This window comes from Bacteroidota bacterium (assembly GCA_041658205.1).
In the GTDB taxonomy this organism is placed as follows: Bacteria; Bacteroidota; Ignavibacteria; order UBA10030; family UBA8401; genus UBA8401.
Map to the genome: position 1 here is coordinate 758,637 of JBBAAO010000002.1, position 14,464 is coordinate 773,100.

The window sequence follows — 14,464 nt, forward strand, 5'->3', positions numbered from 1 at the left end:
CATTTTTTTGTCGTTAATAATCGTTGGCTGTTCTGCAGTCTTAAGCGGATGTGGATCGCTGCTTAAACTTCGCGCTCCAATACGCCATTCATCGGATGATGTCACAATGTTTGGGAAGACTGCTTCCCGCGAGTTTACAGATTCATCGACATTTACATTTCCCTTAAAGGTAATTTGGGAATATGATGCATCGGCGGGGTTTGGCAATGGCTCTCCGATTGTTATTGGAAATATTTTATTCATGGGCACATTGCAGGGGGAACTGCACGCTGTGGATATTGAAACTGGAAAACGAGTCAGTTACATGAAGACCTTTGCACCTGTGTCATCTTCTCCTATTTTTTATAAAAAATATCTTATCGTTGGAACCGAAGCAAATAGTGAAAATCTTCTCTCAATTGATACGGAAGATGGTGATATCCGTTGGACACAAAATGTCGGCGGGGTTGTTTCATCTCCGGCGATTAAGGATGATCTGTTGTTTGTCGGTGGTTTGGATGGAAAGTTCTATTGTTTTGAAGCTGCCTATGGTTCCAAAAAATGGGTGTTTGATACTGGGTATCCAATCAGATCATCATCATGCGTATCGGGTGAACTTGTTTTTTGTGCGAATACGAATGGGACAGTTTTTGCGTTTGATATGAACACCGGTTCAGTCAAATGGAAATACAAAACAAAAAACGGTGTGTTTGCCGGTATCACAGAGGCACACGGGAAAATCTTTGCCGGATCACGCGATTCGAATCTTTATGTACTGGCAGCTGCATCCGGTGCTCTAGAACGAAAAATCTCTGTCGGAAATATGATCATGTCTACTCCGGCGATAGATAACAACGCTATTTATGTTCCGTTGATGGATGGTTCCATTTCTTCATTTTCCATTTCCGATGGCTCGCTCATATGGAAATTCCAATCAAAAAGTGCAATAAATACTACCCCCATAATAACACCGCAAGCAATATTTGTGACATCATTGGATCAATTTGTCTATGCTATTTCACCAGTTGATGGCTCGGTGCTTTGGAAAAGAGATTTCGAAAGCCGAATTAAAACTACACCGCTTGTCTGGAAGAACTCATTAATTATTGCTTGTGAAGACAAAAACATCTACCTACTTCGGTAATTTTTGTTTTTCACCCTTTCTTGACTTTCATCACAACACCCTCTATATTGACCCAGTTTACTGCTGATTGTTCAATAATTTTTCCCATGGGGACCACAATGTCAGAAGAAGTCGAAGTGCTTCGCAATGTTCCTATTTTTAGCGAATTAAGCGATAAAGATCTTGAGCATATTGCTGCACTCGGTGTTCGTAAAAAATATAAAAAGGGGAGTATCATCCTTTTAGAAGAGGAGACTGGTGCCGCACTTTTTGTTATTATTACCGGAAAGGTGAAGATTGTGCGAATGGATGATGATGGAAGAGAAGTGATTCTTTCTATTCTCGGTGAAAGCGATTTCTTTGGGGAAATGGCGATACTGGATGGTTCAACACGCTCTGCAAGTGTTGTTGCTACATCCAAATCTGAATTGTTTATGATTCACCGCGGAGATTTTCTGAAGTCACTTACGGATTATCCTTCCGTTGCGATTGGACTGCTGCGTGAATTGACCGGAAGGCTGCGCAAAGCGGATGCTCAGATCAAAAGTTTATCGTTAAAAGACGCTGCAGGACGTGTGGCAAATGTTGTTCTGCAGCTTGCAGATGATGTTGGTGTTTTCCGAAAAGGTAAAGTGGAGATTGATGAGCTTCCGCTGCAACAGGATCTTGCCAATATGGCCGGAACCTCACGCGAAACAATTTCAAGAATGATCCACAAATTTATTAAAAAAGGATATTTGCAGCTCCAAGGCAGCAAGTTGATTATTAACGATTACGAAAATTTTAAGACACTTCATTCCTAAATACTCACTATTTTTACGATGCTCAAAGCAGACCTACATATGCATACGAATTTTTCGGACGGAGTATTCTCTCCGTACGAATTAATCAAAAAATGCAAACAAAAAGGTCTCTCTATTATCAGTATTACGGATCACGATAGTGTTGAAGCATTTCCTGATGCAATTGAATACGGAAAAGAATTCGGTGTAGAAGTAATACCGGGTGTCGAACTAAGCGCATTAGTCGACGACAAAGATGTTCACATCCTTGGATATTTTGTTGATTATACCAGTGAGCATCTGCAGGAGTATCTTGAATTCTTTCGACGGGAACGTGTAAAACGTGCTGAGCGAATTGTCGCAAAATTAAACAGCATCAATGTTCCATTAAAATTTGAAACCGTCATGGAACGCGCGGGGAAAGGTGCCGTTGGGCGCCCCCATATTGCGTCAGCGATGGTTGAAGAAGGATTTATCGATTCATATCACCAAGCGTTCGAAAAATTCATCGGAAACGGTGGACCTGCCTACGAAAAGAAATTCCAACTGACACTCACTGATGCTATCAAACTCATCTCATCTTCCGGTGGATTGTCATTTCTTGCACACCCAGGCAGATATACAACAGAAGAGTTATTGCAGCAGACAATTAAGTCCGGTCTTGATGGAATTGAAGTGATTCATCCGTCACACCAGCCAACCCATACCCAATATTATCGCGGAGTGGTGAATGAATACTTTCTTCTGGAAAGCGGCGGTTCGGATTTTCACGGCGGCAAAAAAAATGATGACGAAGTATTGGGAAATTATTATATTGATGAAGTTCGAGTTGGAATGATGAAACACAGGCTTTTCTCCAACAATACATCCCACAACAGTTAGAGGACGTTGCATCTGCAGAACATGGCTACCGAAGTTTTTCCACGTGTGTTTGAAGGAGGCGTAAGTGCGGAGAATAAAAAATTCGCAATCGTTGTCAGTTCATTCAATAAAGCGGTAACGCAAAAACTGCTGGAGGGAGCACTGCAATGTTTTCGAAAAAACGGAGCGACGGATGTAGATGTCTTCCATTGTCCCGGTGCCTTTGAACTTCCGCAGGTTGCTTCATTTATTACACTGCAAAAAAAATACGATGCGGTTCTTTGTTTGGGTGCTGTCATTCGAGGGGAGACTCCTCACTTTGATTACATCTGTCAGGAATGTGCGAGAGGAATCGGTCAGGTGTCGTACGATCGAAAGATTCCTGTGCTGTTCGGTGTGCTGACCACAAATACGTTTGAACAGGCGATGGAGCGTGCCGGCGGAAGTGTTGGTAATAAAGGGTATGATACTGCCCTGGGTGCAATTGAGATGTCGAACCTATTTTCACAATCTGCTTCATAATAAAAGGAGAGCGCGAAAGATTCTTTGATACACTGATTTTATTCACTACACAAAGGAGTCTTTCGTATGCGTGCTGGAATTGTTTTGATGATGAGTCGTTGGTCTTTTGTATTATTGTTGCTTGTCGCGTGGGTTGTTTGTACCAGCGAAGGAACGGCCGGAATTGGCGATTGGAAGAATTATACGTCAATGAAAAGTGTCCGTGCCGTGACTTCGGACGGTCAATCTATTTGGGCTGCAACATCCGGCGGCATGTTTCGATTTAATCCTTCGGATTCGTCCTACCAGAAATTTGTCAATTCAGATGGTCTTTCAACAAATAATATTACGGCAGTGATGACCGATTCGACTGGCATTGTCTGGATCGGTCATCAATCGGGTTATATTGATATATACGATTCCAAGAAGTCCACGTGGAAATATATCACTGATATAGCACTTTCGGGTAGAACAACCCGCTCCATCAACGGTTTTTACCGAGCTGGCGATAAAATGTATATTGCCACTACATTTGGTATTGCAGTCTTTTCCGTTTCCAAATTTGAATTTTCAGACACCTACACAAGTTTTATGACGGTGATGCAGCCGAGTGTTTCTTCCGTGGTACTTTTCCAAAACAGGGTTTTCGCAACAACAAGCTCAGGAATTGTCTCGTCAAAACCCAGTGCAACAAATCTTGCCGCCCCGGAGTCGTGGGAAATTCTTTCCCCTGTCGTCACCGGAAATAATCTTTCCAGATTCAATAATGAATTGTTTGCTTCAACGGAAAGTGGAATGATGAAATTTCAAAATAATGGGTGGGTGGTTGCAAATGGCATCACATCGGACGTGAAAATCTTCTCGGTATTGGATACGTCATTATTATTTATCGAAGGGAATTCCATTAAGTCGCTGAACATCAACAATAATGTATCAACGCTGTATTCTTCTATATCATCAGCAATTTCCAGCGGAACGACACTCAATCGAAAAATCTTTTTGGGATTTCAATCAAATGGGATTTCAACCGTCAACAGCAATTCAGTATGGAATATTTATTTTCCCAATGGGCCAAATTCTAACGCATTCTACCAATTAGTGATGGATGAAAAAGGGGTTTTGTGGTCGGCTTCCGGCCGATACAACGCCGGATCGGGTTTCTATAGTTTTAACGGCACTACTTGGAGAAATTACACAATAGAGAATACGCCCGCACTATTGAATAATGATTGCTTTGCAATTTCAGTCGGACCGAATAATTCCAAATGGGTCAGCACCTGGGGAGAAGGGTTACTATTGATTAATAGTAACGGTGATGTGGTTAAGCGGTTTGATTATTCATCTGCGGGCTTTACTGGATCGGTTCGGAGCGATGGTTCAGGCCTTCCATCATATATCGTTCCATCAAAAGTTGCCATGGATAGATCCGGCAATATTTGGATGTCCAGTTGTTATTCAGTTGATTACCAAAAGGTGCTGTGGAAAATGAAACCGGATTCGACATGGGAATCGTTTCCCGGTTCAATCTATGGAGCATTCCCTTCGTTTATGTTAGGAATTGTTATCGATCAGAATCAAACAAAATGGTTTACGAATACAGTGCATGGCGGAGCGAGCTCACCAACGATTGTCTATTTCAATGAAGCAAAAATCCTTCCCGGATCGGCGACGAGCGGTTGGGGAACTATTACCGAACAAGATGGTGCGACAAATTTACAGTCGGAAACCATGGTGACAGATCATGACGGCGATATATGGATCGGAACAGGAACTGGCATCACCATCATTACCGATGTCAACAATCCAAAGAATCGTGTCTCAAAAGTATTTCTTGGTGTGGTACGCGATCAATACATCAATTGCATTGCAGTTGATCCGCTCAATAATAAATGGGTGGCTACGTCAACCGGTGTATTCGTCCTTTCACCGGACGGTACTCAGCTGCTTCAACAATATACCGTGGATCTTTCCGGCGGGAAAATGTTGGATGACAACGTCATGTCCATCGCTTTTGATACGAAAAAAGGTATAGCGTATTTTGGAACGGAAAAGGGACTTTCCAGCGTGGAGATTGCTCCTGTTGCCGTAAAAAATTCATTTTCAACGATTGATCTTTCGCCAAATCCGATTTATCTTCCAACCCACTCAGCTGTGGAGATTCGCGGGTTGGTTGATGAAAGCACCATAAAGGTCTTGGCGTTAAACGGGAAAGTGATTAAACAATTTTCTGCTCAAGGGGGCGGACGTGCATTTTGGGATTGCAAGGATAATAATGGACGTGCTGTGGCCAGCGGAGTATATATCATCGTTGCCCATAATAGAGCAGGCGATCAGGTTGCGTCGGCAAAAATTGCTGTGATTCAAAAATAATGGAAGCTTGCTGTGCCATTAGAGCAAACGGCACGGAATATTTTTTTTACAACGTGCAGAAGTGCTGCACAATTTTTACACACATATACAGGAGGGGTAGATTTGGAAACTTCTACTACACAATCGACGGAAAAAAAGGAAGAAGTATTTAGCAGACGTGTACGAGCGGGTAAACGCACGTACTTCTTCGATGTAAAAGCGACGAAATCGGAAAAAGACTTTTACATTACGATCACGGAGAGCAAAAAAATTGCAGAAGACGAATTCAAGAAGCATAAGATATTCCTGTATAAGGAAGATTTTGAAAAATTCGCCGACGCATTAGCAGAGGCCGTTGATTTTGTTCACGATGAACTTGGAAAACAGGGGATTCCCCTTTCAACCCCCCGTGAGGAAGCTATAGCAGTTAGTGCAGTAGTTGAAACAGCGGTTGAACAGGCATAATCGAACATATGCGACTAGTTTAAATTCTAAAGCCAATAGAGCGTTGCTCTGTTGGCTTTTAGTTTTTTCTAAACCTAAACCAACTTCTTGACTCTCTCCCTCAATCTTTCTATATTTGTGCGGACTTTTTTTCATTTTCTTTGAAATTTTGAAGAAAAACGGCAATTCTCTCTGAAAAACGCCGGGGGAACAAGAATGAAAATCAACATTTCGGGGCTTTCAGAGGGTACGCATCGGTACGATCTCACCAGATCAACCACCGAGTTTGGACTCAACTATCAAGCTATTGGTGACGTTACAGCCAACATTACCCTTGAGAAAAGTATTCACCAGATACTGGCAACGGTGACTGCTTCTGTCAAGGGCGTTTTTATCTGTGACCGTTGCGCTGATGAGTTTACGGAAGATGTGAAAACAAAATTCACCTTTGTCTATTCGTGGGAACGCACCGAAGAAACAGAAGAGGATGACGATTTTCATATTCTTGGAAAAGATGAAAATCTCATTGATTTTTCCCAATCGGTGAAAGAATATTTGATGCTGGCAGTACCGGCAAAACTGCTTTGCAAGAACAATTGCGAGATTCCGGTACATGTAGCGGCGGAAAAAAATATGGTTGACCCCCGCTGGGAAAAATTGCAAATGTTATTACGATCTGAAAAAAACTAATACACTATTTTGAAGGGAACGAAGCAATGCCAAATCCAAAACGACGACATTCCAAAACACGCGGACGCAAACGTCGCACACATTATAAAGCAGAAAAACCAACCGTAGCGATTGATCCGGTTTCGGGTGAAGCACATTTAAGCCACCGTGCTGTTTGGACATCGGAAGGAAAACTGATGTACAATGGCCGCGTGATTAAAGAAAAGAAACAAGCATAAGAATGTTGAGATCAATATCAGCCACTGCCGAAGATTTCTGCAGTGGCTTTTTTGTACATAACCATTCACAATTACTGCGATCGTTTTGAATCAACCGACACAAAAAATTCGCATAGCCTTAGATGCCATGGGGGGCGATTTTGCTCCAGCGAACGAATTACAAGGCGCCGTCGAAAGTCTGCGCCAAAGTAACAATCGTTTCCACGTGGTATTAGTCGGCGATGAACCCAGGATCAATGCCGAGCTGAAGAAGCTTGACGTATCCGGTTTGGATTTTTCCATCGTTCACGCTCCTGATGTGATCGACATGCATGATTCCCCTGTTGTTGCAATCAAAACGAAACCGAATTCCTCGCTTGTGAAAGGAATCACCTTGCATAAAGAAGGTGCTGTTGACGCATTCGTTTCGCCGGGAAACACCGGCGCTGTTACTGCGGCATCCACATTGATTCTCGGAAGAATTCCTGGTGTCAGCCGCCCGACCGTTGCAGCAATTTTCCCCAGCGAACAAGGCCCGACATTAATTGTTGATGCCGGCGCAGTTTCCGACTGCCGTCCGCAATTCTTGTTCGAGTTTGGCGTGATGGGAAGTATCTATTCCGAATACATGTTCAAAAAGAAAAACCCCCGTGTAGGATTGTTGAATATTGGTGAGGAAGAAACAAAAGGAAATGAATTAGCGAAAGAGGCGTTTAAGTATATCTCCGAACGAAAAGGAAAAATGAACTTCATTGGCAACATAGAAGGACGCGATGTTTTGAAGGGACATGCAGATGTTGTAGTATGCGATGGATTCGTCGGAAATGTTTTGTTGAAATTTGCCGAAAGCATTCCTGGATATTTGAAATTTCAATTCAAGAAATTTGCTGACAAAAGCATCCTGAACAAATTGATGATTGGAGTATTGCGAGGATCGCTTCGCGAGATCTTTAAGGATATGGATTATACGGAACACGGCGGCATTCCTCTGTTGGGAGTGAATGGCGTGACGATTATCGGACACGGCGGTTCGCCTCCCAAAGCGATCAAGAACATGCTGTATCGGGCAGAAGAAGTAGTACAATATAAAATTAATCAGCACATTCAAGAGAAACTACAAGGACAATGAATAGATTACGAGCAGCAATAACCGCAGTAGGACATTACGTTCCAGAAAAAGTATTAACGAACTTCGATCTTGAAAAAATGGTCGACACGAATGATGAATGGATCCGCACACGCACCGGTATCAGTGAGCGCCGCATATTTGAAAACGGTGCAACGTCCGATCTTGCCATCCCTGCTGTGCAAATGCTTTTAAAGAATCGCGGTATTGGGGCAGAGGAGATTGATGTGATCATTTTTGCGACCGTTACTCCCGATATGTTTTTCCCTGCCACCGCTTGCGTACTGCAAGAAAAGATTGGGGCAAAAAAAGCATGGGGATTTGATATCTCTGCAGCATGTTCAGGATTTGTTTATGCTCTTTCTGTCGGCACACAATTAGTGGAAACAGGCGCATACAAAAAGGTGCTTATTGTTGGTGCGGATAAAATGAGCTCAATCATGGATTACACCGACCGGAACAGCGCAATTTTGTTTGGTGATGGTGCCGGTGCAGTGTTGTTGGAACCGAGCAGTGATCCAACACTTGGGGTGCTTGACCACAAATTATATTCGGATGGCAGCGGTGGTCAATATCTCTATATGAAAGGGGGAGGAAGTTTGAATCCTCCAACGCACGAATCGATCGATCAAAAGATGCACTATTTGGTGCAAGATGGAAAAGCAGTGTTTAAAGTTGCGGTGATAGGTATGGCCGATGTTTCAGCAGAAATATTGGAGCGTAATAAACTCACCGGTGCTGATATTGATTGGCTTGTTCCGCATCAAGCAAACTTGCGTATAATCGATGCGACGGCCAATCGGATGGGAATTGATAAATCCAAAGTGATGATCAATATCGACAAATATGGCAATACGACAGCGGCAACAATTCCACTCTGTTTATCCGAGTGGTGGCATGCGGGAAAAGTGAAGAAGGGACAGAATCTTATCCTGGCAAGTTTTGGAGCAGGATACACGTGGGGTGCGGTATATGTGAAGTGGGCATATTAACAGCAATTGTGAATGGCGAATGCATAATGATGAATAACATTATGCATTCACTATTTTTCTTTCTGCATTATTTATTTGATTATGAGTTTAGCGTATATATTTCCAGGACAAGGTTCGCAATATGTTGGGATGGGAAAAGATCTCTGCGAACAATTTCCTGTAGCAAAAAAATATTTTGATGAAGCAGATTCGATTTTAGGGTTTTCACTTTCGAAGATTTGCTTTGAAGGACCGGAAGAAGAATTAAAACAGACAAAGAATACACAACCGGCGATTTTTTTGCATAGTATTGCTCTTTGGAATCTGGTGAAACCATCAGATGCGGCAATGGTCGCGGGCCATTCGCTTGGCGAATATTCTGCTCTTGTGGCAGCAGAGGCAATTTTATTTGCCGATGCTATCAAACTCGTCCGTTTGCGTGGCGAGTTGATGCAGAAGTCCGGCGAAGAAAATCCCGGAACGATGGCTGCCGTTGTTGGTCTTGATCCAAAAATTGTCACGGAGGTATGCGCGACAGCATCTGCGTCAGGCATTGTTCAGCCGGCAAATTTTAATTCACCGGGACAGATTGTTATTTCCGGATCAGTAACTGGTGTTCGCAAAGCGATGGAGCTTGCCAAAGAACGCGGCGCAAAATTGGTGAAGGAACTTGTTGTGAGCGGCGCATTTCATTCCCCGTTGATGCAAAGTGCAAAAGATACACTGAAAGATGCACTGGACAAAACAGAAATACGGAATGCAAAAATTCCTGTCTACGCCAATGTTACGGCAAAGCCGGTGCAGCAAGCGGATGAGATACGAAAGTTATTGTTTGAACAGGTAACAAGTCCTGTCCGCTGGGAAGAATCCGTAATGAACATGTCCGCCGCCGGTGCGAAAAAATTTGTCGAGATTGGTCCGGGGAAAGTGTTACAAGGATTAGTGAAAAGGACGGTAGCAACAGCGGAAATTTCTGGAATTGATAAAGCCGGTGATGTAAAATTGTAGTATGATTTGTCGGAGGCTGATATGACAAAAGATTTTGTCATGAAAACGTTAAAAGAGTTTCCCGATTTGTTCACTATTGATGAACTTGTAGAAAAATTGGTGTTCAAACAAAAAGTCCAGAACGGGCTTGAACAATCTGAAAAGGATAATACCTTTTCATCCGATGAAGCAAAAAAGCAATTGACCAAATGGCTGTCGTAAGGTGGACACCCCAAGCAATTCAAGATATTAATGATATTGCAGAGTTTATTGCAAAAGATTCTGTACGATACGCTTCGTTGTTTGTGTTGAAGGTGTTTGAAAAGGAATTGGTTTTGTCTTTTTCGATACGGTTAGGGCGCATGGTTCCTGAATTTGATAACGAAAATATTCGCGAGCTGATTTTCCAAAATTACAGAATTATATACAAAGTGGTGAATGACGATAGAAATAGATATTCTTTCGGTATTTCACGGATCACGAATATTAAATGAAAGCTCCCTTTTTGAATGAGTGAACTTACCATTGGAAAATACAAAATAGATCCGGTCCTTTTTGAAAAAGGATTTTCAAAAGGGTGCGGACCGTATCAATGTGAAACCACCTGCTGTTCATCCGGCGTTTTTTTGGATCCATCCGATCGCGATGTGATTATTGAGCATAAAGATGAAGTAAAACTGAAGATGGATGAAACGCAGACAACCAATGATGCCGTTTGGTTCGACAACAGAATAGAAGAAGATGCGGATTTTCCATCCGGTCACGCTGTTGGTACAGAAGTGTTTAACAACAAATGCGTTTTCCTTCGTAAAGATGGACGATGCAGCGTTCAGCTGGTCAGTGCAGAAAAGTACAATGATCCGTGGAAGATCAAACCGTACTATTGCGTCGCATTTCCCATTGTTGTTGATGGTGGTATATTGACGTATGATGATTATCAGGATGGCAAAACGCAATGTTGTACGATCGTTCGGGATACCGATGCAACGCTTGTTGATTCATGCAAAGCGGAATTGGAGTATGTGTTGGGGAAAGAGGGATATCAGCAACTAAAAGCATATCAGCCTTCAGTAAAATGACGTTGGATTGAAAACAGAAGTTCAGGAAAAAAAAGTTTCAAGTTTCATGATTCACGTATTCGTCAACGGTAGACTGAAACCTGAACCATGAATCCTGAAACAGAGACAAGATCAACATAGAGTATTTTTTAAATGATAAATTATAACCTTACAGGTAAAGTTGCTCTAGTCACCGGTGGTTCGCGTGGCATCGGACGTTCAATCGTTCTTCACCTTGCGCGATCTGGCGCCGAAGTAGCATTTACTTATCGAAGCAAAGTGGATGAAGCAAATGCACTCGTTGCCGAACTTCAGCAACTCGGTCGCAAAGCGAAAGCATTTCAGTCAAATGCCGCAGACACAAAACAATCGGATGAAGTTGTACAATCGGTGATAAAAGAGTTTGGCAGACTCGACATTCTTGTCAATAACGCCGGTATCACCAAAGATGGATTGTTGATGAGGATGAGCGAGCAGGATTGGGATGATGTCATCACGACCAATCTTAAGAGTGTTTTTAATTTTACAAAAGCAGCCTGCCGACAGATGATGAGTCAACAATCAGGCAAAATCGTCAATATTGCCTCAGTTGTGGGGGTGGTGGGAAATGCGGGACAGGCAAATTACGTCGCTTCTAAAGCGGGAGTTATTGGATTCACGAAATCTGTTGCTAAAGAGCTAGCTTCTCGCAATATTCAGGCAAACTGTATCGCTCCCGGATTCATCGAAACGGATATGACGGAAAAGTTGAATGAAAAGCAAAAAGAAGCTATCTTGACCGTCATTCCGCAGAGGCGGATTGCAAAACCGGAAGAAATTGCTTCGGTTGTTTGTTTTCTGGCGTCAAGCGATTCAAATTATATCACCGGACAGACGATTAATGTTGACGGCGGTATGGCAATGTAAGGAATTGAATCATTGCGTCATCGGTTCATTGGTACAATCAAGGGGAACAGAGAGAACATTAATACAATATTTTTTCAAAGAAAAAAGTATTACAATTCAGCAACCTTTAAAGGAGATATACTATGTCAGATGTAGCAGCAAAAGTAAAAGATATCATCGTCAACAAGCTTGGCGTTGATGCAGCACAAGTAACCGAAACAGCATCCTTCACCAATGACCTCGGCGCAGATTCGTTGGATACAGTTGAATTGGTCATGGAATTCGAAAAGACATTCGGTTTAAGCATTCCGGATGAAGATGCAGAAAAGATCGGCACCGTTGGTGATGCGATCACGTATATCTCTTCAAAGAAATAATTTTTTCATCTTAGAACCACACCGTTGCGGAATTCACAGTCTGTTCTGTAGCGTTGTGGTTTTCTATTTACGCACTGCAGCGATCTCGTTCCCAATCTTCGATTGGGAACGGTGATGTACACTCCGAATGTTCATTGAGGGGTGAAAAATTGAGTTATTTATAACAGTAAGGAAAGTGTTATGGCTTCTCGTCAAATGCGCCGCGTTGTTGTTACCGGCATGGGTGCGGTTACCCCCATTGGATTAACTGTGAAAGAGTTTTGGGCAAATGCGCTTGCTGGAAAAAGCGGTATTGCCAACATTACACATTTTGATACCACGCAATACGAAACAAAATTCGCCGGAGAGTTAAAAGGTTTCGATCCGCACAATTATATGGATAGGAAATTGGCGCAACGGGTCGACCAATACACACAGTACGCGCTTGCTGCTGCGGAAGAAGCGATCAAAGATTCCGGTGCTAATCTTGAGCTTGAAAATAAAGAGCGGATCGGGGTTGTCTTCGGTTCTGGTATCGGCGGATTTAAAACATTCCAAACCCAAACGGGAAATATGTTTGCGGCAAAAGGCCCACAGCATATCAGTCCCTTCTTTATCCCGATGATGATTCCGGATATTGCTGCGGGACGTATTTCAATTAAATATGGATTAAAAGGACCGAACTATGCTACCGTGTCCGCGTGCGCTACCGCATCGCATGCAATCGGTGACTCGTTAATGCTCATTCAGCGAGGTGTTGTTGATATGATGGTCTGCGGCGGTTCCGAAGCAGGTGTTTGCGAAATGGGTATCGGCGGATTTAATGCGCTGAAAGCTCTTTCCAAACGGAACGATGCTCCCGAAAAAGCGAGCCGTCCGTTTGAAAAAGACCGCGACGGATTTGTGATGGGTGAAGGGGGAGGAATATTGATCCTTGAAGAACTAGAACACGCTAAAGCGCGCGGTGCAAAAATTTATGCGGAACTTGCCGGAATGGGATTTACCGGCGATGCTTACCACATCACCGAGCCGTCACCGGGTGGCGAAGGTGCACAACGTTCCATGAAAATGGCGTTAGCCGATGCAGGATTACAGCCGACGGAAATCGATTATGTAAATGCGCACGGAACATCTACCTATTATAATGACAAGTATGAAACAAATGCTATTAAGACGGTGTTTGGCGATCATGCACAAAAGCTTGTGGTCAATTCCACAAAGTCGATGATCGGTCATTTGCTGGGTGCCGCCGGAGTTATCGGCGCAATTACAACGATCATGAGTGTTGTAACGGATGAGGTGCATCCGACGATTAATTACGATACTCCCGATCCGGAATGTGATTTGAATTATGTTCCGAATAAAGCAATCAAGAAAACCGTCAACGCGGCAATCTGCAACGCATTCGGTTTTGGCGGCCATAATGCGACACTCGCGTTTAAGAAGTTTTCCTCCTAACAGCACAATGTGTCGTCCCGACGTTTTTTGACGGGGCGACGCTCGCGTTTAAGAAATTTGTCGATTAATGAATCTTTACGTTGTCCCGGCGTTCTTTGACGGGGCTACCTTGGCATTCAAGAAATTTAGCGACTAGTGACAAAAATAGTCCCGACGTTTTTTGACGGGGCGACGTTCGCATTCAAGAAGTTCAGCGAATAAACAAAAACGTTATTCCATTATGTCGGGACGGACGCGCTTGTTCGCCAGTTTTTTGGCGGAAGTCCGTCCTTTTTTTTTCACCGCAAAGGCGCTAGGGAGCAAAGAAGAAATGTTGGGACGGACGGAAGTCCGTCCTTTTTATTTTTACCGCAATGGCGCAAAGAAGAAATGTCGGGACGGATGGTAATCTGTCCTTTTTAGTTTTCACCGCAAAGGCGCTAGGGAGCAAAGAAGAAATGTCCTTTTTATTTTTACCGCAATGGCGCAAAGATGAAATGTCAGACCGGACGGTAATCCATCCTTTTTTTTTCACCGCAAAGACGCTAAGGCGCAGAGAAGAAATGTACGACCGATCTCCCGATCGGTCAATTTATTTTAAACAACGGAGATACAGAATAACGTTACCGTCATCGTAAAGGTGGCGTTCACTTTCGTTCTAAAACAATGAATATCGACAGCGACAGAATGAACTGTAACAACGAAACAATGAATTGTG

17 protein-coding genes are annotated in these 14,464 nt (G+C 43.1%); all 17 read left to right on the forward strand.

Annotated features, from left to right (window positions below):
- The first annotated feature begins 7 nt into the window (after positions 1–7).
- The 17 genes from WDA22_15075 (at position 8) to fabF (ending at position 13,767) form a co-directional block, all read left to right on the forward strand.
- Positions 8–1,123, forward strand: coding sequence for a PQQ-binding-like beta-propeller repeat protein (locus WDA22_15075; GenBank protein ID MFA5834797.1), 1,116 nt, complete (start codon positions 8–10; stop codon positions 1,121–1,123).
- A gap of 98 nt (positions 1,124–1,221) precedes the next feature.
- Complete coding sequence (locus WDA22_15080; protein ID MFA5834798.1) at positions 1,222–1,905, forward strand: Crp/Fnr family transcriptional regulator; 684 nt, start codon at positions 1,222–1,224, stop codon at positions 1,903–1,905.
- A 39-nt stretch (positions 1,906–1,944) separates the two neighbouring features.
- On the forward strand, positions 1,945–2,766 hold the full coding sequence (locus WDA22_15085; GenBank protein ID MFA5834799.1) for a PHP domain-containing protein: 822 nt from the start codon (positions 1,945–1,947) through the stop codon (positions 2,764–2,766).
- A gap of 21 nt (positions 2,767–2,787) precedes the next feature.
- Positions 2,788–3,267 (forward strand): 6,7-dimethyl-8-ribityllumazine synthase, encoded by a 480-nt coding sequence (gene ribH, locus WDA22_15090; GenBank protein ID MFA5834800.1) that lies wholly within the window; start codon positions 2,788–2,790, stop codon positions 3,265–3,267.
- Positions 3,268–3,333: 66 nt separating this feature from the next.
- Positions 3,334–5,616: a hypothetical protein gene (locus WDA22_15095; GenBank protein MFA5834801.1), complete on the forward strand. Its 2,283-nt coding sequence runs from the start codon at positions 3,334–3,336 to the stop codon at positions 5,614–5,616.
- A gap of 102 nt (positions 5,617–5,718) precedes the next feature.
- On the forward strand, positions 5,719–6,060 hold the full coding sequence (locus WDA22_15100) for a DUF3276 family protein (GenBank protein ID MFA5834802.1): 342 nt from the start codon (positions 5,719–5,721) through the stop codon (positions 6,058–6,060).
- A gap of 195 nt (positions 6,061–6,255) precedes the next feature.
- Positions 6,256–6,729 carry a DUF177 domain-containing protein gene (locus WDA22_15105; GenBank protein ID MFA5834803.1) on the forward strand — a complete coding sequence of 158 codons (474 nt, stop codon included), beginning with the start codon at positions 6,256–6,258 and terminating at the stop codon, positions 6,727–6,729.
- A 26-nt stretch (positions 6,730–6,755) separates the two neighbouring features.
- The gene (rpmF, locus tag WDA22_15110) at positions 6,756–6,947 is read left to right on the forward strand and encodes a 50S ribosomal protein L32 (protein MFA5834804.1); all 192 of its coding nucleotides are present in this window, start codon (positions 6,756–6,758) and stop codon (positions 6,945–6,947) included.
- Between the two features lie 85 nt (positions 6,948–7,032).
- Entirely contained in the window at positions 7,033–8,055 is a 1,023-nt protein-coding gene (gene plsX, locus WDA22_15115; GenBank protein ID MFA5834805.1) for a phosphate acyltransferase PlsX, read from the forward strand.
- Positions 8,052–9,044, forward strand: coding sequence for a beta-ketoacyl-ACP synthase III (locus WDA22_15120; protein ID MFA5834806.1), 993 nt, complete (start codon positions 8,052–8,054; stop codon positions 9,042–9,044). The genes plsX and WDA22_15120 overlap by 4 nt, the downstream gene beginning before the upstream one ends.
- Positions 9,045–9,125: 81 nt before the next feature.
- Positions 9,126–10,031, forward strand: a complete 906-nt coding sequence (gene fabD, locus WDA22_15125) for an ACP S-malonyltransferase (GenBank protein ID MFA5834807.1) — start codon at positions 9,126–9,128, stop codon at positions 10,029–10,031.
- A 21-nt stretch (positions 10,032–10,052) separates the two neighbouring features.
- Positions 10,053–10,232: a hypothetical protein gene (locus WDA22_15130; GenBank protein MFA5834808.1), complete on the forward strand. Its 180-nt coding sequence runs from the start codon at positions 10,053–10,055 to the stop codon at positions 10,230–10,232.
- Positions 10,220–10,504: a type II toxin-antitoxin system RelE/ParE family toxin gene (locus tag WDA22_15135; GenBank protein ID MFA5834809.1), complete on the forward strand. Its 285-nt coding sequence runs from the start codon at positions 10,220–10,222 to the stop codon at positions 10,502–10,504. Before WDA22_15130 ends, WDA22_15135 begins: the two co-directional genes overlap by 13 nt.
- Positions 10,505–10,519: 15 nt before the next feature.
- Positions 10,520–11,089, forward strand: a complete 570-nt coding sequence (locus WDA22_15140) for a DUF3109 family protein (GenBank protein ID MFA5834810.1) — start codon at positions 10,520–10,522, stop codon at positions 11,087–11,089.
- A 132-nt stretch (positions 11,090–11,221) separates the two neighbouring features.
- Positions 11,222–11,974 (forward strand): 3-oxoacyl-[acyl-carrier-protein] reductase, encoded by a 753-nt coding sequence (gene fabG, locus WDA22_15145; protein ID MFA5834811.1) that lies wholly within the window; start codon positions 11,222–11,224, stop codon positions 11,972–11,974.
- 122 nt (positions 11,975–12,096) lie between these two features.
- The gene (locus tag WDA22_15150) at positions 12,097–12,330 is read left to right on the forward strand and encodes an acyl carrier protein (GenBank protein MFA5834812.1); all 234 of its coding nucleotides are present in this window, start codon (positions 12,097–12,099) and stop codon (positions 12,328–12,330) included.
- 180 nt (positions 12,331–12,510) lie between these two features.
- Positions 12,511–13,767 carry a beta-ketoacyl-ACP synthase II gene (fabF, locus tag WDA22_15155; GenBank protein MFA5834813.1) on the forward strand — a complete coding sequence of 419 codons (1,257 nt, stop codon included), beginning with the start codon at positions 12,511–12,513 and terminating at the stop codon, positions 13,765–13,767.
- Positions 13,768–14,464 lie beyond the last annotated feature (697 nt).